Here is a 21,234-nt window from a genome sequence, read left to right as displayed (position 1 = left end):
CCGCAGGGTAGGACGCAAAGGACACAAAGAAAGAAGTTAAAAGTCCGGTTAATCACTTATGATTACCGCATCTGTGCAAAAATCGGAAAAGCCTCTTTCTCCCTGCCCCCTGCTCCCTTTCCTCCTCATTGGCGACGTTCTTGCAACTTACGATACACAGATTTCAAATCAACTTGATGGTGAGCTAAGGCAACCAAGGTATGATATAGCAAATCAGCCACTTCACCTGCGATCGCATCTGCTTCATCATCCTTGAAAGCCATTACCACCTCGGCGGTTTCCTCACCGATCTTTTTCAAAATTTTGTTATCGCCACCTGCGAATAACTTACAGGTATAAGAACTTTCAGTAGGATTGTCGCGGCGATCGCATATTATTTGAAACAATTGCGACAATGTATCCCCTGGTGGTGGGACAATATTTCCTTCTATTTGGTGAAAACAACTACGTTCTCCAGTATGGCAAGCAACATCTCCTAATTGCTCTACCCCTATGAGCAGCGCATCACTATCACAGTCATAACGGATACTTTGCACTTTTTGAATATGTCCAGAAGTCGCCCCCTTGTGCCATAATTCTTGCCGGGAACGGCTCCAAAACCAAGTTTCTTCAGTTTCTAAAGTTTTTTGTAACGACTCCTGATTCATCCACGCCATCATTAGGACAGTACCATCCAAATAATCTTGGACAATTGCAGGCACTAAACCCCGTTCATCGTAGTGAATTTTTTCAACAGGGATGGCGTAATGTAGCGATCGCAAATCGTTAGAAGACATACCAGCTATTTTGCTCTAATGAGAATAACTTATGGATTTACGATACCATTCTGAATAGAGCAACTGGTATGTTTTTTTGAATTTAACTACCTTATCTATCTCTAAACAAGAGCATTGTGTTCCATTGCAGACTGCATTTTTACAGCACTTAAAGCAACTTTATGAGCTTTTGATGCCTCACCATACCAATGGATGGCCGAGTTAAAAGCTGCTCGGTAAAGATCCTGGTATGCTTCAGATAATCGAGTTTGAATATCTAGAGGCAAGTCTTTGTTGGACTTGTATAACATATTGTTATTTTTTTGGTTCAGTTAATTCTATAGGATAGAAATTCTAAGCAATTTTTAACCCTATCCTGAGATAGAGCTTTTTATTGTCCACTGTTAGGAGAGAACCTTGGTAAATACCACAATTAAAACAACAAAATCACAAGAGGTCTTCGCTGCTGCTCAAAACCTCATGCCCGGAGGAGTCAGTTCTCCAGTTCGTGCCTTTAAATCTGTAGGTGGACAACCCATCGTTTTTGATCGTGTTAAAGGCGCATATATTTGGGATGTAGATGGCAACCAATATATAGACTATGTAGGTACTTGGGGCCCAGCTATTTGCGGTCATGCTCATCCAGAAGTAATTGCAGCGTTGCATGAAGCTTTAGAAAAAGGCACCAGTTTCGGCGCTCCCTCAACTCTAGAAAATGTTTTGGCAGAAATGGTCATCGATGCCGTTCCCAGCATCGAAATGGTCAGATTTGTTAACTCTGGAACTGAAGCCTGTATGGGAGTTTTGCGGCTGATGCGGGCTTTCACCAACCGAGACAAAATCATCAAGTTTGAAGGTTGTTACCACGGACACGCCGATACCTTTCTTGTGAAGGCAGGTTCTGGTGTTGCCACACTTGGCTTACCAGACTCACCAGGAGTTCCGAAAGCGGCAACTAGCACTACTCTAACCGCACCTTACAATGACCTAGAATCCGTCAAAGCTTTGTTTGAAGAAAACCGCGACGAGATTGCTGGCGTTATTCTTGAACCAGTTGTTGGTAATGCTGGATTTATTGCACCCGACGCAGGTTTCTTAGAAGGATTACGGGAACTCACTCACGAGTATGGAGCCTTATTGGTATTTGACGAAGTGATGACAGGCTTCCGCATTGCTTACGGTGGGGCTCAAGAAAAATTTGGCGTTACCCCCGATTTAACAACCTTGGGCAAGGTTATTGGTGGTGGTTTGCCAGTAGGAGCTTATGGCGGTCGCCGAGATATTATGTCAATGGTTGCCCCTGCTGGTCCTGTATATCAAGCTGGGACTCTTTCTGGTAATCCCTTGGCGATGACTGCTGGTATTAAGACTTTAGAATTGCTGCAAAAGCCAGGTACTTACGATTATCTTGAGCGGATTACTAAAAAGCTAGCAGATGGTTTGCTGCAAATTGCTAAAGAAACTGGTCATGCAGCTTGCGGCGGTCAAATCAGCGCGATGTTTGGCTTATTCTTTACCTCTGGCCCAGTTCATAACTACGAAGATGCGAAAAAGTCTGATACAGCCAAATTCGGACGCTTCCATCGGGGTATGTTAGAACGTGGTGTTTACCTAGCACCCTCTCAATTTGAAGCTGGGTTTACGTCTTTTGCTCACACTGAAGAAGACATTGATCAAACTTTAGCAGTTGCACGGGATGTAATGTCTAGTCTGTAAGTTGTTAAGGGATTCCCAGATAAACAAGTATCCAGTTACCTCTTGTGGGGTGGGGATATTATCTACCATTTCGCGGGGTAGTTAATCTTGCCCGCCCCACAAAAATGAATCCTTACTTTAATACCCTTGTTTTGCCCTCTTGGTCATTCAAGAGTGCTGAATCTAAAGCCTTATTTGCAGAACTTTCATCAGCCAATGCTGTTGACTCATCTTGTATAGTAGGGGAGCAAAGAAATTTTTTAACGGGTCTGTACTGTACCGTTATCACTCAAATAAGGTCACACCTTTGTCATAATTTCGTAATGGTTTCGTCAATGCAGTATGCAATATTTAAACTACATTAAGTATATTCATGTTAACAAGGCAAAATTAATTGCCTTTTATAGTTATCTAAATTTCCTTCATATCTTGTAGTCTACGACAACTAAGGTGCAAGAACGCTCTCACTTTCCTGGTGAGGGTTTTGTTTATAGATATTTAGATATCCTTAGAGTAAGGCATTTTTTCGGAGTCAGGGTTAGAGCTAACTTTAAAAGATATTACTAATCATGCTGTAGTTTGCATGACAAGGCTTATAAGAGTGTAAAAACTGCCATAAGTATTGTGAAAAAATGGTTCTACCCCTGAAGGAGCTATGAAGTAGAGGACAATAAATCATTTTTTGGTGTGCAAAAAATATTAATAGCGTTGCTTGTCTTGAGTACCACCACGATGATGTTTATCAAGTCAAGATCATCTGAGGCCCAAAGTACAGAAAATATAAATGTAAACAAGCTACCAGCCAAATTTGGGGCCCAACAGCAGATTGAAGAATTAAAAGCAACGATGCTTAAAATTTGGCAGCAACAAGCACAAATAAAGGGTCTTTCATATTCTGTGCCACCAAGCTTTCAAGGAGCAATAGTTAGTGCGGCGAAACTTAGTCCCCAACAGAAAGTAATTGCTCTCACCTTTGATGATGGGCCATGGCCTGAAAGCACTGCCCAGGTACTAGATATTCTCAAACAAAATCAAATCAAAGGGACATTTTTTGTCATTGGGCAGAATGTGAAAAATTATCCAGGCTTACTGAAGCGAGAAATTGCTGAAGGTCACGTAATTGGTAATCATACTTGGCATCACTGGTATCAGTTTTTGAATCCACAAGCAGCCGCTTATGAAATTGACCACACAGCAGACCAGATTTATCAAGTAACAGGGATTAAAACAAATCTATTTCGACCACCAGGGGGAATCATGCACAATGGAGTGGCTGATTACGCTAAAAATAGCAAATATGCCATCATCCTCTGGTCATCTGACTCTGTAGACTACTCACGTCCTGCTGTACCAAAGTTAATTAATAATGTGTTCAGAAGAGCCAAGCCAGGTGGAATTGTGTTGATGCATGATGGTGGTGGTAATCGCTCTAAAACTGTACAAGCTTTACCAGAAATTATTGCCAACTTTCGGAAACAGGGCTATAGCTTTGTTACTATCCCTGAACTTTTAGAAATGCAAGATAAGGATCAAAAGCTGATTACAAAACAAAACCAAAACCATTAGGTGGGCTTGCCAATTTAGCTCACCGTTATTACAATACAAAAAAACCGTCCAAAATTAACATTGAACGGAATTTTTATGTATTAATACTTTATTCCTACCTAATTCTGTTACTGATTGTACTAATACTTACAAGCTACAAGTCAGGAGGCAAAATTACCTGATCAATTGCGTGGATTACACCGTTGCTGCCTGTGATATCTGCTTGTGTAACCTTAGCATCATTGACGGTTACACCAGTAGAAGGATCAACCTTAACGTTGATTGCGCCACCTTCGAGGCTTTTAACTTCACCAGACTTCAAATCAGTGGACAATACCTTACCAGGTACTACATGGTAAGTTAAAATCTTGAGCAATACTTCTTTGTTGGCTGGGTTTAACAATTCTTTCAAAGCATCTGCTGGCAACTTAGCAAACGCGGCATCGGTGGGTGCAAAAATAGTTAAGTTATCTTTGCCTTGTAATGCTCCAGTCAACCCTGCTGCTTTCAAAGCCTTGGTTAAGGTTGTAAAAGAAGCGTTTGACTCTGCCAACGCTAACAGGTTTTTGCCTTGATTGTCACTTGCCCCTGGGCCTGGTGGAGTTGTAGTAGGTTTCTCACCGGGTTGAGTTTCCGGGGTAGTACCTGGCGTGGGAGGTTTTGGTTCAATAGGTGTAGCACTACCACCACGGTTATAAGGAGGCTCGTTGAAAATACTGGGTCTGGGATTGGTTACACTACCTTTCTGTGCTACTTGTTTGCGCTTGGTATTGCCCTTTTGTGTTTCGGAAGCAGCCTCAGTAGGTGTGTATTGAGCGTTTACTTGAAGGCGTTGACCCTTGTTATAGGGGGCTTCGTTGAAAATACTGGGGTTAGGATTTAATACCTCTTTGGCTTCAGATGGTAAAGTAATGAGAAGGCTTAAACTAGTGAATCCTACTATGCCTGCCAACGTGGTCAGCAATTTGCTGTTATTTGTCTTCATAAATTTTGTTTGTCTTTTTGTCCATACATTACATAAAGATTTATAACATTTTGCTATGCACAAAATCTAACCGAAGAGGGAAGTAAAATTTTTCCTCAGAAGAGTTTTTGCTAGCGAAGTAACATATATAACCTCTGATCAAGCTGATCGGTATGAAATATATCTACCATATATTTTATGTAATGAGTATATTTTCTCGGTCACACTGATAAAGAGTTAAAAAGCCTCACTTGGTGTAGCCTCAACTCTAAAAGAGTATGAAGAGCAACTAATGTAAAGAAAAATTACTTTAACTAAAGATACAATTGTAAAGTTTAAGAAGTTGACCAGTTATCAGGTATACAACATGCTGGAATTATACCAATGGGAACTATCTCAATACTCAGAGAAAGTGCGCCTAATTCTAGATTTTAAAGGACTAGATTACCGCAAAATAGAAGTTACGCCTGGGATTGGACAAGTAGAACTGTTCCGGTTGACTGGTCAGAAACAAGTCCCAGTATTAAAGGATCGTAATAAATATATTGCGGATTCTACGGAAATAGCTAAGTATTTAGACTTAGAGTATCCTGATCGCCCCATAATACCCCAAGATCCGAAAAAACGGGGTTTAACTTTATTGATAGAAGAATGGGCGGATGAATCTATAGGTATCAAAGGTAGGAAAGCGCTATTTGCAGCTGTAAGTCAAGATCAAAATTTCCGCAAGTCTTTATTACCCACCTCAACACCAGATATATTTAAAAGTCTGGTTGGAGGAGTACCTACTGACTTACTGACAGTGTTGGGTTTTGGGGTAGGTTATAGTCCAGATGTGATTCAGTCAGCGATCGCATCTTTAAAACAAGATTTGGAAGCGCTAACGTTATTATTGGCAGATAGTCCTTATTTAACTGGAGATGAGCCGACTTTAGCTGACTTGTCAGTGGCTGGCTTATCGATATTACTCAAGTTCCCCCCTGGCCCCTATCTGGATTTACCAGCTTCTATTAGAGGAAAAGGATTGCCAATCTTTTCAGAGAATATAGATTATGAACCATTCTTTACCTGGCGCGATCGCATTTACGCCCAATTCCGTAAACCATTAATCAGTACCACCTCAGCAGGGAGTGCGCCAACTTCGATTCAGATTGATTAGGGAATGGGAATTGGGCATTGGGAATTGGGAATTGGGCATGGGGAATGGGGCATTGGGAATTGGGCATGGGACATGGAGATTAGGAAGATTAGGGAGAATAATTAATAACTAGTGACAAATGACCAATGACCAATGACCAATGACAAATGACAAATGACAAATCAGATGAATTCGGGACAGCCATTAGGTTCGGTTATTCAAGGTTCTCTAACTGAAGGTTTAGAAGTACGATTGCATCCTGACATTTCTGTGGAAGATATGCGGGTTGGTAAGTTTCTTGTTGTGCAAGGGATGCGATCGCGCTTTTTTTGTATGCTGACAGATGTAGCATTAGGAGCTGCTAATGCCCGAATTATTGCTAATCCCCCCAGTTGGGAAGACACTTTTTTACGGGATGTTTTAGCCGGAAGTGGTACTTATGGTACTATCAACCTCGCACCGATGTTGATGTTCACTCCCGAAGCGGAAGAATCTTTCTCCCCAACAAACGGCAAATCGGCAAATCCCTTTATCCCATCAGTAACGGGTTTAGCTTCCTTTGTGCCACAAACCAGCACGACGATGGAATTGTTGCCTGTTAAAACTATTCCTAGCCACTTTAGTCAAGTTTACGAAGCCAGTGTTGACGACTTTCGCCGCGTGTTTGGTTGGGAAGATGACCCCCAAAGGCGAAATTTTTCCATAGGGAAACCTTTGGATATGGATGTGCCCGTTTGTATCGATTTAAACCGCTTCGTGGAACGGAGTAATGGGGTTTTTGGGAAATCTGGTACTGGTAAATCCTTTCTAACTCGGCTACTTTTAGCTGGTGTTATCCGTAAAAATGCGGCAGTAAATTTAATTTTTGATATGCACTCTGAGTATGGCTGGGAAGCTGTCGCAGAAGGAAAGAACGTCAATACAGTTAAGGGATTAAAGCAACTTTTTCCAAGTAAGGTGGAAGTTTATACACTCGATCCTGAATCGACAAAGCGCCGGGGTGTGCGTGATGCTCAAGAGCTTTATTTGAGTTACGAGCAAATAGAAGTTGAAGATATTAAGTTATGTAGTCGAGATTTAGGACTATCTGACGCAGCCCTAGATAACGCCAATATTCTATATAGTGAGTTTGGCAAGTCTTGGATTGTCCAATTGCTGAACATGACTAACGAAGAAATCGAGATGTTCTGCGACGAGAAACGCGGACACAAAGGCTCGATTATGGCATTGCAGCGCAAACTCTTGCGGATGGACAGCTTGAAGTATATGCGAGCAGTTTGCCCCCAGAATTACATTAGTAAAATTGTGCAATGTCTGGAATCTGGGAAGAATGTTGTGATAGAATTTGGTTCCCAGTCTAATATGCTCTCTTATATGTTGGTGACGAACATGATCACCCGACGTATCCACGAGCATTACGTCAAAAAAGCAGATAAATTTTTGCAAAGCAAAAACCCTTGCGATCGCCCCACGCCGTTGATGATTACCATTGAAGAGGCACACCGTTTTCTTGACCCGGCTATCGTACAAAGCACTATCTTTGGGACTATTGCCCGTGAGTTGCGGAAGTATTTTGTCACACTTTTGGTAGTTGATCAACGTCCATCAGGCATAGATAATGAAGTTATGTCCCAGATTGGAACTCGCATTACCGCTTTGCTTAATGACGAAAAAGACATTGACGCGATTTTTACGGGTGTATCTGGTGGTAGCGGACTGCGATCGGTACTGGCAAAGTTAGACTCTAAACAACAAGCTTTAATTTTGGGTCATGCCGTACCCATGCCCGTAGTAGTACGTACCCGTCCTTACGACGCAACTTTTTACGAAGAAATTGGTGAGCCAGCCTGGGAAGAAAAACCTGACGCGGAAGTATTTGCTGCTGCTGAACTCGCCAAAGCTGACCTGGGATTTTAAATAGTTATTTGTCATTGGTCATTGGTCATTGGTCATTTGTCCTACGGGAAGTCACTGATTAATCTACATCAAGATTAATCCCTTAGCGACCAATGCCCAATTCCCAATTCGTAACATCCCTCCATCCTCACAAGAAATTAAGTTCGGTTATCCGGCTACTTTTTGGCAACAGAAGAGGGGTTTTTGAGGTCACTATAGATATAGTCAGTAATTTCAAGGAAGCCTAAATTTTTTTCCAAACGACCAATTTTGGATTACAATTGAAAGTTTTATCTTAAGATACTTTACTATCTGCCTGATTTATCGTACTATAAAACTAAGTGAACTCATACCGACTTCGGATTTACTCGTTACCTCAGTAACTACCTAAAGTAAGAATTCTCAAAAATAACCACTGTGCTAATAAGAGATTGAAAATTTAGGGAAGGTAGGGGAACCTATCTTAGGGGCTTAACGTCTTAAAAACGTCTCTATCAATTGATAATTGTTTTTAGTAGCTCCTAATATTTCGTGATAGATTTACTACCTTTATCCATCCATTTTAGTAAGAAAACATACATTTTATTTACGGAGTAGAGGACAACGCACCAATGCCTACTGTCAATACCCAAACGGAAAATCTCAACACCAGATTCACGGCTGATATGGTGCGAACCTATCTGCGAGAAATTGGCCGTGTACCACTGCTAACCCGTGAACAAGAGATTGTATATGGGAAGCAGGTTCAACAAATGATGACGCTCATCGATGCCAAAGAGGTTTTGGCGAAGAAACTGCACCGCGAACCGGATATGTCAGAGTGGGCTGACGTGGTTCAACAATCGGAAACTGAAGTACAACAAACAGTAGCTCAAGGTAAGCGAGCAAAGCAAAAAATGATCGAAGCGAATTTACGCTTGGTCGTTGCTATTGCGAAAAAATACCAAAAGCGAAATATGGAATTTCTGGATTTAATTCAGGAAGGAACACTAGGATTAGAGCGGGGTGTGGAGAAATTTGACCCAATGAGGGGTTATAAATTCTCGACTTACGCTTACTGGTGGATTCGCCAAGCTATTACCCGCGCGATCGCTCAACAAGGACGTACTATCCGGTTGCCGATCCACATTACCGAAAAACTGAACAAAATCAAGAAAGTACAGCGTGAGTTAGCTCAAACCTTGGGGCGATCGCCTACTCCAGCCGAAATTGCCAAAGAACTGGAACTAGAACCTGCTCAGATCCGCGAGTACCTGAATATGGCGCGTCAACCAGTGTCTTTGGACGTTAAAGTTGGCGATAACCAAGATACTGAGTTGCAAGAAATGCTCGAAGATAGCGGCCCATCACCAGAGTATTACACCAACCAGGAATTTTTACGCCAAGATTTGAACAACCTACTAGCAGAACTAACCCCGCAACAGCGAGAAGTTTTAGCTCTACGCTTTGGTTTAGAAGATGGTAACGAAATGTCATTGGCGAAAGTGGGTGAGAGATTGAATCTCAGCCGCGAACGTGTCCGCCAGTTAGAGCATCAAGCTTTGGCTCATCTGCGTCGTCGTCGCGCCAATGTCCAAGAATACGTTGCTAGTTAAAGATGGAGACGCGAAATCCCGCGTCTCTAGAGCATGATGAGCCTCCTGAATTCAGGGGGCTATTTTTTTATAATGATAGCCAGGAAAAATATACTGATAGCCAGGAAAAATATTTTGATCTGAGGCTGTATTTCTACGGCGACAAATCCGAGAAAATACTATCAGTATTTTTATTTATTAAAAAGTAAAAAATAAGGTACTACGAAACCCATATTGATTGAAAGGATCTAATTTCTGATTAACTTCACCCAACGGGATGAATCTATTGGATGAAAAATAACTCAAACTAATATTAATTAATGTAAAGTTGATTAATATTAGTTTGTAGTAAAAGGTTTAGTCCTATTTGACGGGCTCAAGCCCTCTCTTCTCTACGAGAGGCTTGTCTGCGACACGCTCCGCGAACGCCAACGAGACGCTGCGCGAACACTACAAACCTTTAATTGTTTACGCTGCTCTACTTCCCCTAACTGGTGGTAATCTAAGATTGTTGGGCTAGATTAAATAAAAACTTTGGTTTTTGACAGTTTTCTTTTTTGGACAATAGTAATATAAGTCGTTAACAAAGTCTTTTGACAATTAAGACTTGGTTATAGTTTAAGTAAGTTCTAAAGAACTTAGTTGATTTTTTAACAGGAGAAGTAGGGTGCTTAACAACCTTTATCAGTTCTTATCTCCCCGCCAGTGGGGAATTTCCCTAGCGGGCTTAGGCTTACTTCTCGGTTTGGGCTTTATAGGCAAGCAGACTCAAGTCGTACCGATTACAGATTCTCCATTATCATCGGCTCAGATTCAAAAAACCACAACCTCCGAAAACTCCCTTTTGTCGCAGCTAAGAAAAGTTAGAGAGCAGAGAAGTCAGCTAAGAGCATCTGCTGGAGAGAGAGGGATTTTTGTACATCAGAGCGGAAAAACACTCCCTAAAACCACAGCGCTGGTTCCAGATTCTCAGGGAGCTACAAAAGGTACAGAAAGTTTACCAAAAGTGAATTTTCCTGTCAAAGATGGGGTTTATCTCTATGGTCAATCGCCAAAATCAAACCAGCTTGGTCAAGGTTACATCATATTTCAAAAGCAGCAGGACAAGATAACTGGTGCATTGTATATGCCCCAATCAGAATTTAATTGTTTTCAAGGTACGCTCAACAAGTCAGGAGAGTTGGCGATGACGGTTAATAGTTCGTCAAATGAAGCCAGTACTCCTCGATCAAATCAGGTAGCTGCAAACAGCAAACTACCTAAAGTCAGTGAAGATGAGTTCAGCAGTTATCCTTACTCAGTGGCTCTGCAAGACTTTTATCAATTAAATTCCATCACAGCTAGCGATCGCCGCACGTTGCAAATGTGCAAATAATCGTTAAGTTAATACTCAATTCCTGGTTGCGCTTTTACGCCTTGATCGCGGAAAGGGTGCTTAATTAAGGTCATTTCGGTTACGAGGTCAGCACGCTCAATTAAACCAGCCGGTGCGCCTCTGCCTGTGAGAATAACGTGCTTGTTAGCTGGTTTTTGCGCCAAACCCGCCAAAACGTCCTCTAATGGTAAATAAGCCATTTTGAGGGCGATGTTAATTTCGTCCAACAATACCAGATGAAAATCTGGGTTGCGGATGTATTCTAATGATTTTTCCCAGGCGGCGCTAGCTTTGTCAAGATCGCGATCGCGGTCTTGAGTTTCCCAAGTGAAGCCTTCGCCCATTGCATGAAATTCTATCTGGTCTTCCCAATAGCTGAAAACCCTTTTTTCTGAAGGTTCCCAGCTTCCCTTAATAAATTGGATGATTGCTACTTTATAGCCGTGACCTAGTGATCGTAACACCATCCCCAAAGCCGCAGTGGTTTTACCTTTACCATTACCAGTATTTACAATAATTAACCCTTTTTCTGGTACAGCTTCTGCTATGCGCTTGTCTTGCACTTCTTTGCGTCGCTGCATTTTTTTGCGGTACTGTTCATCAGTCAGAGATGAAGACATTACCTCATCAATCAAGCGCCCAATTTCTTGATCTTGGTTTAATTCTTGTGGTGTATCGTTTTTCATTAAGCTTGTCTAGAAATAACTGTTAAAAGTGTTGGGAATGAACCAAAATCTTCTTACTTATCCAATTTCACTTAAATTACTTGATTGGAAATGTCCAGTAAGTTTTCATGTGAAATATTAATAGTATGTTAGCTTTATTAATGATTTGCAGACAAGTGGAAATATCTATGATACACAAATTGAACTTATAATTTGAGTTTACTATTACTGTTTTAAATAATTTAATATGTTCATTAAAGCATTTTAACAAAAAAAGTTTCTGATTATCTCCTTTAGTAAAATTATGAGTTAGATGCTTTAAGTGTTAGGAGCTATGATGTCTAATATCAGGAGCATTTATGGATGTTGTTGTTTCCATTTTTCCCATAAAGGCTGCGTATCCTCTGGTTGTCCATCATAGTTGAGTAACTGATCTGAAATTATCACCCATGACTGGGCACTGCGTGTCCAAATGTTACCTACTGGGCGTAACCAACTTGTATCATCTAAGGTTCCAGCTTTGACATTGATAGTATCAGTTTTATAAGTCCTTTCATGGAACAATCGCGTTCCGCAGTCGCCACAAAATAGGTTATTTACTTCACGTCCGCTATCATTTTTACGAGTCCAAGCTTTCGGTTTTCCCTGAACAATTACAACCGCATCTCGTAGTACTGTAAGAGACATACCAAAGGCACTAGACGATTGTTTCTGACACTCCTTGCAGTGGCATAGGTAAAGGGTTAAAGGTTGGGCATGAATTTCATAACGAATCTGTCCACATTGACAACCTCCAGTATATGGAATCACAAGTTTTATCTCCTGACAATTTGTGTTGCTTTATTGTAACTAAAACTATCTCAATCTTATAGCGGGTTTTAGTAGACACAAACAGAAGACTTATGAACACGATTCTCTAAATCCTCTTCATCCTTCATCTTCATCCGATTCATCATCCTCACTCCAATACTGTTGAGGTGCATTTCCGTGAACTTCTAAAATTTTTGGTTTTTTGATTTTGTTATCAGGTGGATTAATCGCTTCTAACTGCACATCAAATTTCCAGTTATCACCAAAATCATAAAGATAGGTCATTTTATCACCCGGTTCTAGAGACACATCACCAATCTGCACTTCGTCGGCAAATGGGGGTGTTTCCATATAGGCATGACCGATTTTTATAATGCGACCAAAATGGTCTTTATAACTAAACTCGTACAGGTGATCGTAATCAAAGTCAAAAGCATCAAGAATTGTCTCTGCTAGCCAGCTTAATGGTTTTTTGGCTGGTATGGCAATGCGTCGCCAAGCCTTAGAAAGGGATACTTTGAAAATATAAATCCCGTCAGTAAAGCCTTGCTTGGGAACAAGTAAATTATGCTCCCATTCTGGAAAAAAGGGTTGAAAATATGACTGTAATTTCCCAAAAGTTACATTTACATCATCCTGTAATTCTCCTCGTATACCCAATGGAAAAAGGAATTGCAACATAGCATCACCAAATGGCAAGCATTGTAAACTAGTAATGCGCCATCCTTTGCCTTCTGTTGGCTTTCCATGTTTAATAGATAAAAATCCAAATAACTCTAATAGGGCAACATTATGCAACCCAGGGTAATAACTAATATTGGTTTGGTCTTCATATTTAGTAAATTTTAAACCTTTATCTGGGACACGGGGCCAAAGTTGAATACATCTAAATAAATTCCCCAATGAATCTTGATGTTCACCTAAGATTTCGTTATTTCCCCAAATCAACCAGGCTTCTAATAAATTGAAATAGCGTTCTGTTAAATTCAGGTTTGACCATGATTGCAAAGTTGCTGCGTCTAAAACTAAAATCTGTTTCTTCCCTTGGGATCTAATTTGGGCTATCCCAGAACTGCGTAATAGCAGATATAGTCCATTAATGTAAGGGTATGATTTCTGTACAGGGCGTTTGAGTTTAGTTTCAATTGGGTGACTTAACAGAGAATTCAATTCTGATAGTACTTTCAGTGGTAGAAGATTATTAACACTACTAACTTCCACTCCATTCGGTTGTAATAAATCTATCAGAGTTTGAAAATCACGCAAAATTGTACCGGGTTGATTTTCATCAATACTGAGTTCTTGCAAGAGTTGTTGTTGTGACTCTGTTAAGGAAGGTAGTTCAGGATTGAGTGTGCGTTCTAGTCGCGCAAATAAATCTTCCATAAATAAAAATTATAAATTCTCAATTCACAATTTAACCTTGTGTTCTTTATACGATGAGTACCAAAATTATCCTAATAAACCCTGACCCTATAAGTGTCATAGTAGGTTTATCAAGACCGTAAGCTTAATGAGATGTGAATGATAATATTCTCATCTTCTAGTTGACAATCCCAGGAGTTTGATATGAATAGTAACACTCACCGTCTACAGATGATTTTAGCTGATACACCTATTAATACAGTATTACCTGCGATCGCTCAACTAAATCTACCTAACTGGTGGTTAGCCGGTGGTGCAGTCCGAAACACTGTTTGGTCTTCGATTTTTGGCAATGACTGTGGGTTAGGTATTAAAGATTTTGATATTGCATTCTTTGATATACAAGGAAATCGTTCTCAAGAACTAGCAGCAAAGGCGACTCTCACAGAACAATTTCCTCATGACGAGTTTGATGTCAAAAATCAAGCCAGTTTTGCTCGTTGGCGGTTTGGTAGCAGACCTTACACTAGTACAGAAGATGCGATCGCAGAGTGGCTGCACACTGCTACTGCTGTCGGAGTTAGACTAGATACACAAGGCCAATGGCAGTTTTTCACTCCCTACGGATTAGATGACCTGTTTGATGGAATTATTAGACCTACACCAGCACATACTCATAATATTGATGCTCACAATAAGGCATCTGGATTCTTGCAGAAGTGTCCTAATCTGCGTTTGGCGTAAAAGTTAGAGTAGCTTTTCCGTTACAAGGGAATAATCGCGTTTCAATTTATAACCCTTGAATACGGAATCACAATGTTAATAATTTTCTACCACTGGGAATAATTAAAGTAGAACCCCTTTTATGACAAGACGAGGGGTAGTACTAATTTTGTAAGTTTATAGGCAAAAATCAATGCCAAATCGTACTGGATACCCAATCAACTCAACTCTCCACGAAGGAATTCAAACAATTATTTATCAAACACAAATGCCAAAAACGCAACAGCGAGTTATCCTCAAGTTGCTTAAAAATGAATATCCTACTCTCGAAGCCTTTACTCGCCTGAAAAATGAGTATCAAATTCAGCAAGGTTTAGACCATCCCAACATAGTTAAAGCCATTAGTCTAGAAACCTTTGCTAACCGAGTGGGACTGTTGTTAGAAGACTTTGGTGGTCAATCTTTAGCCCAAATTCTTCAGACAGAAAAACTTGACTTAATTAACCATTTAAATATTGCTATTCAACTGACTAAAGCTTTAGATTATTTACATAAACACCAGATTATTCATAAAGATATCAAGCCTAGCAACATAATTGTTAACTCCCAGACAGGTATTGTTAAACTCACTGACTTTGGTATAGCCTCCCGCCTCAATAAGGAAAATCCCCAATTTAATAACCCTAACTGCGTTGAAGGTACACTTGCCTACATGTCTCCTGAACAAACAGGGAGAATGAATCGTATTCTTGATTATCGTACTGACTTTTATTCTCTCGGTGTGACTTTATATGAAATGCTCACCGAGAAAACACCATTTTTTAGTCAAGACCCCTTAGAACTAGTTTATAGTCATATTGCTGTTCAACCGATAAATCCACAGTTATTAAATCCAACACTTCCTAACGCCATCTCAGAAATTGTGCTGAAGTTGATGGCGAAAAATGCTGAAGACAGATATCAAAGTTCTATAGGATTATTAGCAGACTTAGAGTTATGTCTTAACCAGTTAAAATCTCAGGGTATAATTACTGATTTTGTTCCAGGTCGTTTGGATGTCTTAAGCCAGTTATTAATTCCTCAAAAATTATATGGTCGTGAAAGCCAAGTTAATGAACTGCTAGCTGCATTTGAACGCGTTACATCTGGAACTAGTGAGATGATGCTAGTTTCTGGTTATTCAGGTATTGGTAAATCAGTTTTAGTTAACGAAGTTAATAAACCCATTACTCGCAGACAAGGTTACTTTATTTCTGGTAAATTCGACCAATTAAAACGAAATATACCTTATGCTTCTTTAATTCAAGCTTTTGCTTATTTAATGCGGTATTTACTGACAGAGAATAATGAAAAAATAGAAACCTGGCGTGAAAAAATATTATCAGCTTTAGGAACAAATGGTAAAGTCATTACTGACGTAATTCCAGAAGTAGAATTAATTATTGGTACACAGCCAGATGTTGCCCAAATTGGTGCAACAGAATCACAAAACCGATTCAATCGAGTTTTTAAAGAATTTATCCAAGTTTTTACCCAAAAAGAACATCCCTTAGTCATATTTTTAGATGATTTGCAATGGGCAGATTCAGCCACATTGAATTTAATCCAACTACTTGTAACTGATAATGACAGCAAACATCTATTATTTATTGGTGCATATAGGGATAATGAAGTTAATGCAGCACATCCTTTAATTCAAAAAATAGAAGAGATTAAGAATGCTGGCACAGTTGTTAATAACATTGTGTTGCAAGCTTTGAATTTAGAGAATGTGACTCAACTAGTTGCAGAAACTTTACAAGAAGCAGATATTAATCCTGATTCTGAATACAGAACTTTTAGCGATAAGATTATCCAGCTAGCTGAATTAATTTCTAATAAAACAGGTGGAAATCCATTTTTTCTCACACAACTTATTCAAGCACTTCATCAAGAAGAACTTTTGAAATTTGACTTTATTCAGGCCCAATGGCAATGGAGTTTAAAGGATATTCAAACAATTGGAATTACCGACAAAAATGTAGTTGAGCTAGTTGCCAGCAGAGTTGAGAAGCTACCAAAATCTACCCAAGATGTTTTAAAATTAGCAGCTTGTGTCGGTGACAGATTTAGTCTTGATGTTTTATCGATAGTCAATGAAAAATCACCTTCCTTGACAGCCAATGATTTACACTCAGCTTTGCAAGCGGGATTAATTCTACCTTTAAGTGAAGCTTACCGTATTCCTTTAGTTTTTAATCAAGAAGAAGCGGTTAATTTAAATTTAGACACTTCACGAGTGGGTTACAAGTTCTTGCATGATAGAGTACAACAAGCAGCATATTCGCTGATTCCAGAAGAACTCAAGAAATCTACTCATTCAAAAATTGGACAATTGCTTCTACAAAATATCCCAAAGGAGGAAATAGAAGCTAATATTTTTGATATAGTTAATCAGTTGAATGTAGGTATTGTTAACCTAATAGAACAATCTGATAAAACTGAATTGGCACGATTAAACTTAATTGCAGGGCGAAAAGCTAAAGCTTCTACAGCTTATGAAGCTGCACTTAAGTACTTTACAAATGGGATAGAACTTTTAAGTATAGACGCTTGGCAAACTGAATATACCTTAACTTTATGTTTATATGAAGGAGCCGCAGAAGCAGCCTATCTGGGCGGTAATTTTGAGCAGATGCAGCAATGGGCTGAGGTGGTTCAGCAAGAAGCCAAAATCCTTCTAGATAAAGTGAAAGTCTATGAAGTACAGATTATCGCTTCTATCATTCAAAGCAAACAACTGGAAGCCATTCAGATAGCAGTATCAATTCTAAAGTTGTTAGGAATAAGTTTTCCAGATGAACCGACATCAACTGATATTCAGCAGGGGATGGATGATATTGCTGTTTGTTTGAAAGGGAAAGCCATTGCAGATTTAATTAACTTACCATTAATGTCTGATCCGAACAAGATTGCAGCCATGAAAATCTTAATGGGAGTTCTCCCTGCGGCTTTTCAAACTGCTCCTGTAATGATGCCAATTATTGTCTGTAAAATGGTTAATTTGTCCTTAAACTATGGGAATACGGCTGTATCTGGCTATGGTTATAGTCTTTATGGCTTACTTCTCTGTGGAGTTCAAGGAGAAATTAATTCTGGCTATGAATTTGGTAAATTAGCTTCTAGTTTGGTGTCACAATTTCATGCTGAAGAACTCAAAGCTAAGATTCTAACGGTTGTTAGCGCTCATGTTATGCACTGGAAAGAGCATGTTAGGGAGACATTAACATCATCAATGTCTGGATATGCTAGTGGTCTAGAAACCGGAGATTTAGAATATGCTGGCTATTGTGGTTACATTTATCCCTATCATTCCTTTTGGTTGGGCAAGGAACTTTGGGTTTTAGAAAAGGAATTAATAGCTTACTGTGAATCGCTGAAAAAAATCAATCAGCAAGTAGCTTTAACTTGGAATTTAGTATATTTACAAACAGTTTTAAATTTGAAAGAAAATTACGAAAATGTAGACTGTTTAATTGGAGAAGCTTACGACGAGCAAAGTATGCTGCCAATTCATCAGCAAGTAAATGATCTTTACACAATTAATCATTTATTTGTCAATAAACTAATGCTCTCTTACATATTTGGAGAGTATTTTAAAGCTGTAGAAAATGCTGCGATCGCAGAAAAATCTTTAGGTGGTGTCACAGGGTTGTTTGTTGTTCCACTGTTCTATTTCTACGATTCTTTAGCACACTTGGCTATATATCATACTGCTAAAGAGTCACAGAGGCAAGCTATTCTAGAAAAAGTCCAAGCTAATCAGCAAAAAATGGAACTCTGGGCTACTCATGCTCCGACAAATCACTTACATAGATTTTATCTCGTGGAGGCAGAACGGTGCCGGATTTTGGGTCAAAAGCTGGAAGCAATGGACTACTATGAAAATTCTATTGCCAAATCTCAAGAGAATGGTTTTCTCCAAGAAGAAGCTTTAGCTTATGAGTTAGCAGGAAAATTTTATCAATCTCTAGGTAAAGAGTTAATTCATCAAACCTATATAACTAAAGCTTATTATGCTTGTATTCGTTGGGGTGCGATCGCTAAAGTTAAATACTTGGAATCAAAATATACTTTTCTAGTAGGACAAACTACTACTGTAGAAACTACTACTTCCAAAATAGATACAATTCACCTCACCACTACCACAACTACGAATAGTAGTAGCTTAAGCGATTTTTTAGACTTTAATACATTCATCAAGTTTTCGCAAGCGATTACCAATGAAATTGTTTTAGAGAATTTGTTGAGCAAGCTCATCAAGATTTTACTAGAAAATGCTGCCGCACAAAAAGCAGTACTACTCCTACTCAAAGATAATCAACTATATATCGAAGCTTCTGGAAATGCTACCGTCAATGTAGTGACAGTTTTACCCTCTATTACGGTTGAAACTTATCAGGATTTACCGCTCTCTGTGATTAATTACGTTTTTCGCACTCAGCAATATCTTGTGTTGAATGATGCAATAAATACAGAACCGTTTAACCTTGATATTTATATTCAGGAATCTAAAATAAAATCAATCTTTTGCTTGCCCATAATTTACCAATCACAGCTTACAGGGATTATTTATTTAGAAAATCAGTTGTCATCAGGAGCTTTTGTTACAGAAAGAATAGAGGTATTAAAAGTCTTGGTTTCTCAAATGGCTATTGCCATACAAAATGCCCGTTTGTACACAAGAGAACAAGACAAATCTAGAGAATTAGAACAGTCAATCAAAGATTTACAAGAGGCACAACTACAACTTATTCAAAGTGAAAAAATGTCTTCTTTAGGAAATTTGGTTGCAGGTGTAGCACATGAAATCAACAATCCAGTTGGTTTTATTACAGGTAGTATCGCCCAAGCAAAAGATACTGTTAATGATTTAATAGGCTATCTGCAACTATACCGAGAAAAATTCCCGAATCCTGGTGCTGAAATTGAAGAAAAAGCCGAAGAAATAGATATAGATTTTCTACTAAAAGATTTACCCAAAATGATTGATGGTATGACGGTAGGAACACAGCGCATTCGCAACATTAGTACTTCTCTCCGTACTTTTTCACGCGCTGATACTACCTCTAAAGTATTAGCTAATATCCACGAAGGTATTGATAGTACTTTGTTGATTTTACAGCATCGTTTGAAAGCCGATCATAACCGTCCAGCGATTCAAGTCATTAAGGAGTATGGAAATATTCCATTAGTGAAATGTTATTTAGGACAATTGAATCAGGTGTTTATGAATATTATTGCAAATGCAATTGATGCTTTAGAAGAAGCAAATATCGGTCGTAGTTTTATGGAAGTTCAAGAAAGCTATCCAAATATTATTACTATCTTAACTAAGATAGAAGAGAATAACAATCTGACAATTAAGATTCAAGATAACGCTAAAGGAATGTCAGAAGAAGTTAAATCTTGTATATTTGAAAATCTATTTACAACCAAATGCGTAGGAAAAGGTACAGGATTAGGATTATCTATTAGTCGCCAAATTATAATAGAAAATCATAGTGGAAGTTTGATTTGTGAATCAGTCTTGGGACAAGGAACAGAATTTATAATTTCTATTCCAGTTTTGGGATAATAATCTCTCATGATAGAGATAGATTAGGAAAGCTATAGCAACCGATACTCGAATTATTTGATAATTCGGGTATTTTATTTGTCAGGAATAATTCATTACATTCTCTTTTTTAAGCTTGCTAAAGTAAAGGTTATTTTGCGGTTAAAAACTATGCAACTGGTAAAATAATTACTTAACCAAATCAACATAAAACTGGTCTAATTTAGCACTTAAAACTTTACGTATTGCCTGCTATCATAATAACTAATTGTAGACATCAAATCTTGTACTATCTTTCTCATTTACTAACTGATATAAAAATAAACTCTAACTAAAATATGCAAGAATTTTAGTCTAGTTTTTATCAGCCTATATCAGCCGTAAATTAAGTTTGCAGGAAGTTACAAGATGCGAAAATCGTAAAAATTAAGGTGGTTATCCTGTGGAAAAAAGAAGAGAAGGTGGGCGGATAGTTCCAAAGGCTATCTCGTTTTTGTTAAATCAGATTAGCTTGATTGTGCTTGCAGTTATTCTTGTGCTGTTTATTGGAGGTAGGTTTGAACTAGCAAGTGCAACTCAACCTAATGCAGAATTAGAAATTCAAAAGTTAACATCCTGTTACGCCCTGGGAACTGATGCCATTGGTAGAGGAAATCTCCTAGAAGGAAAAAATATTTATCGGGATTGTTTTACTCAAGATGCAGTCCTAACGGCCATTTTTCCTGATGGAACAACTCAAACAAACTATGGGACAGATTCTTGGGCAGATTTTGTCTATTCAGTATTTCAAGGGAATGGTTATACAGCTACCCAACATTTGATGGGTACGATCAACATTTCACTTGAGAATAATAAAGCAGTGATGACTTCTTATCTCCATGCGACTCACAAGCGCTCGGAAACTAGCATTGATGTCGCTAATGGCACTTATGAAGATCAAGTTGTCAATATAAATGGGCGCTGGAAAATTCGTAAACGTACTCTCAAACTCATCGATTTCTTGAATCTCAGTTCACCGACAGTTGATTCTTCAAATGCTAATGCCCGAAGCAGTAATTCATCAGCTACATTTGTAAGACCAAAAATGTCTGGTTTCAATAAATAATTTTTTACAGCGATAAGGCAAAAATAAA

15 protein-coding genes are annotated in these 21,234 nt (G+C 38.9%); 9 read left to right on the top strand and 6 right to left on the bottom strand.

The window, feature by feature from the left end:
* Positions 1–125 precede the first annotated feature (125 nt).
* Both hisIE and ACFFRD_RS31940 read right to left on the bottom strand, forming a co-directional pair.
* A complete protein-coding gene (gene hisIE / locus ACFFRD_RS31945; RefSeq protein ID WP_114081825.1) occupies positions 126–776 on the bottom strand; it encodes a bifunctional phosphoribosyl-AMP cyclohydrolase/phosphoribosyl-ATP diphosphatase HisIE in 651 nt (216 codons plus the stop codon).
* A 101-nt stretch (positions 777–877) separates the two neighbouring features.
* Positions 878–1,066, bottom strand: coding sequence for a ChaB family protein (locus ACFFRD_RS31940; protein WP_012410442.1), 189 nt, complete (start codon positions 1,064–1,066; stop codon positions 878–880).
* A gap of 106 nt (positions 1,067–1,172) precedes the next feature.
* On the opposite strand from ACFFRD_RS31940, the gene hemL reads away from it, so the two are divergent.
* Together hemL and ACFFRD_RS31930 are read left to right on the top strand one after the other, a co-directional pair.
* A complete protein-coding gene (hemL, locus tag ACFFRD_RS31935; protein ID WP_114081826.1) occupies positions 1,173–2,471 on the top strand; it encodes a glutamate-1-semialdehyde 2,1-aminomutase in 1,299 nt (432 codons plus the stop codon).
* A 711-nt stretch (positions 2,472–3,182) separates the two neighbouring features.
* A complete protein-coding gene (locus tag ACFFRD_RS31930) occupies positions 3,183–4,016 on the top strand; it encodes a polysaccharide deacetylase family protein (RefSeq protein ID WP_392483218.1) in 834 nt (277 codons plus the stop codon).
* Between the two features lie 133 nt (positions 4,017–4,149).
* Here the strand turns inward: ACFFRD_RS31930 and ACFFRD_RS31925 are convergent, their stop codons facing one another.
* Positions 4,150–4,980 (bottom strand): fasciclin domain-containing protein, encoded by an 831-nt coding sequence (locus ACFFRD_RS31925; protein ID WP_392479810.1) that lies wholly within the window; start codon positions 4,978–4,980, stop codon positions 4,150–4,152.
* A 346-nt stretch (positions 4,981–5,326) separates the two neighbouring features.
* Here ACFFRD_RS31925 and ACFFRD_RS31920 point away from each other — a divergent pair, with 346 nt between their 5' ends.
* The 4 genes from ACFFRD_RS31920 to ACFFRD_RS31905 all read left to right on the top strand — a co-directional run bounded on the left by ACFFRD_RS31920 (position 5,327) and on the right by ACFFRD_RS31905 (position 10,942).
* A complete protein-coding gene (locus ACFFRD_RS31920) occupies positions 5,327–6,118 on the top strand; it encodes a glutathione S-transferase family protein (protein ID WP_190963488.1) in 792 nt (263 codons plus the stop codon).
* Between the two features lie 165 nt (positions 6,119–6,283).
* Positions 6,284–8,014 (top strand): ATP-binding protein, encoded by a 1,731-nt coding sequence (locus tag ACFFRD_RS31915; protein WP_114081999.1) that lies wholly within the window; start codon positions 6,284–6,286, stop codon positions 8,012–8,014.
* A gap of 590 nt (positions 8,015–8,604) precedes the next feature.
* Positions 8,605–9,588: an RNA polymerase sigma factor, RpoD/SigA family gene (locus ACFFRD_RS31910; RefSeq protein ID WP_012410436.1), complete on the top strand. Its 984-nt coding sequence runs from the start codon at positions 8,605–8,607 to the stop codon at positions 9,586–9,588.
* Positions 9,589–10,234: 646 nt separating this feature from the next.
* Complete coding sequence (locus tag ACFFRD_RS31905) at positions 10,235–10,942, top strand: hypothetical protein (protein ID WP_392479807.1); 708 nt, start codon at positions 10,235–10,237, stop codon at positions 10,940–10,942.
* Between the two features lie 8 nt (positions 10,943–10,950).
* Here ACFFRD_RS31905 and cobO read toward each other — a convergent pair whose 3' ends face one another.
* The 3 genes from cobO to ACFFRD_RS31890 form a co-directional block, all read right to left on the bottom strand.
* Positions 10,951–11,628 carry a cob(I)yrinic acid a,c-diamide adenosyltransferase gene (cobO, locus tag ACFFRD_RS31900; RefSeq protein ID WP_174712352.1) on the bottom strand — a complete coding sequence of 226 codons (678 nt, stop codon included), beginning with the start codon at positions 11,626–11,628 and terminating at the stop codon, positions 10,951–10,953.
* A 336-nt stretch (positions 11,629–11,964) separates the two neighbouring features.
* On the bottom strand, positions 11,965–12,417 hold the full coding sequence (locus ACFFRD_RS31895) for a GFA family protein (RefSeq protein ID WP_114081832.1): 453 nt from the start codon (positions 12,415–12,417) through the stop codon (positions 11,965–11,967).
* Between the two features lie 117 nt (positions 12,418–12,534).
* On the bottom strand, positions 12,535–13,803 hold the full coding sequence (locus ACFFRD_RS31890; protein ID WP_392479805.1) for a plasmid pRiA4b ORF-3 family protein: 1,269 nt from the start codon (positions 13,801–13,803) through the stop codon (positions 12,535–12,537).
* A 183-nt stretch (positions 13,804–13,986) separates the two neighbouring features.
* Here ACFFRD_RS31890 and ACFFRD_RS31885 point away from each other — a divergent pair, with 183 nt between their 5' ends.
* The 3 genes from ACFFRD_RS31885 (at position 13,987) to ACFFRD_RS31875 (ending at position 21,206) form a co-directional block, all read left to right on the top strand.
* Positions 13,987–14,526 carry a nucleotidyltransferase family protein gene (locus ACFFRD_RS31885; RefSeq protein ID WP_392479804.1) on the top strand — a complete coding sequence of 180 codons (540 nt, stop codon included), beginning with the start codon at positions 13,987–13,989 and terminating at the stop codon, positions 14,524–14,526.
* Between the two features lie 172 nt (positions 14,527–14,698).
* A complete protein-coding gene (locus ACFFRD_RS31880) occupies positions 14,699–20,122 on the top strand; it encodes an AAA family ATPase (RefSeq protein ID WP_392479802.1) in 5,424 nt (1,807 codons plus the stop codon).
* 421 nt (positions 20,123–20,543) lie between these two features.
* Positions 20,544–21,206 (top strand): nuclear transport factor 2 family protein, encoded by a 663-nt coding sequence (locus ACFFRD_RS31875; protein WP_392479801.1) that lies wholly within the window; start codon positions 20,544–20,546, stop codon positions 21,204–21,206.
* Positions 21,207–21,234: the final 28 nt, after the last annotated feature.

Origin of the sequence: Nostoc sp. C110 (genome assembly GCF_043099725.1) — a bacterium.
GTDB classification, from domain to species: domain Bacteria; phylum Cyanobacteriota; class Cyanobacteriia; order Cyanobacteriales; family Nostocaceae; genus Nostoc; species Nostoc muscorum_A.
This window is presented reverse-complemented; position numbering and strand designations above follow the sequence as displayed.

Excerpts from the sequence above, each read along its gene's own strand:
- hisIE (WP_114081825.1), bottom strand. The coding sequence starts at position 776 with ATGTCTTCTAACGATTTGCGATCGCTACATTACGCCATCCCTGTTGAA.
- ACFFRD_RS31890 (WP_392479805.1), bottom strand. The coding sequence starts at position 13,803 with ATGGAAGATTTATTTGCGCGACTAGAACGCACACTCAATCCTGAACTA.
- ACFFRD_RS31930 (WP_392483218.1), top strand. The coding sequence starts at position 3,183 with ATGATGTTTATCAAGTCAAGATCATCTGAGGCCCAAAGTACAGAAAAT.
- ACFFRD_RS31915 (WP_114081999.1), top strand. The coding sequence starts at position 6,284 with ATGAATTCGGGACAGCCATTAGGTTCGGTTATTCAAGGTTCTCTAACT.
- ACFFRD_RS31910 (WP_012410436.1), top strand. The coding sequence starts at position 8,605 with ATGCCTACTGTCAATACCCAAACGGAAAATCTCAACACCAGATTCACG.
- ACFFRD_RS31925 (WP_392479810.1), bottom strand. The coding sequence starts at position 4,980 with ATGAAGACAAATAACAGCAAATTGCTGACCACGTTGGCAGGCATAGTA.
- cobO (WP_174712352.1), bottom strand. The coding sequence starts at position 11,628 with ATGAAAAACGATACACCACAAGAATTAAACCAAGATCAAGAAATTGGG.
- ACFFRD_RS31920 (WP_190963488.1), top strand. The coding sequence starts at position 5,327 with ATGCTGGAATTATACCAATGGGAACTATCTCAATACTCAGAGAAAGTG.
- ACFFRD_RS31940 (WP_012410442.1), bottom strand. The coding sequence starts at position 1,066 with ATGTTATACAAGTCCAACAAAGACTTGCCTCTAGATATTCAAACTCGA.
- ACFFRD_RS31880 (WP_392479802.1), top strand. The coding sequence starts at position 14,699 with ATGCCAAATCGTACTGGATACCCAATCAACTCAACTCTCCACGAAGGA.
- ACFFRD_RS31885 (WP_392479804.1), top strand. The coding sequence starts at position 13,987 with ATGAATAGTAACACTCACCGTCTACAGATGATTTTAGCTGATACACCT.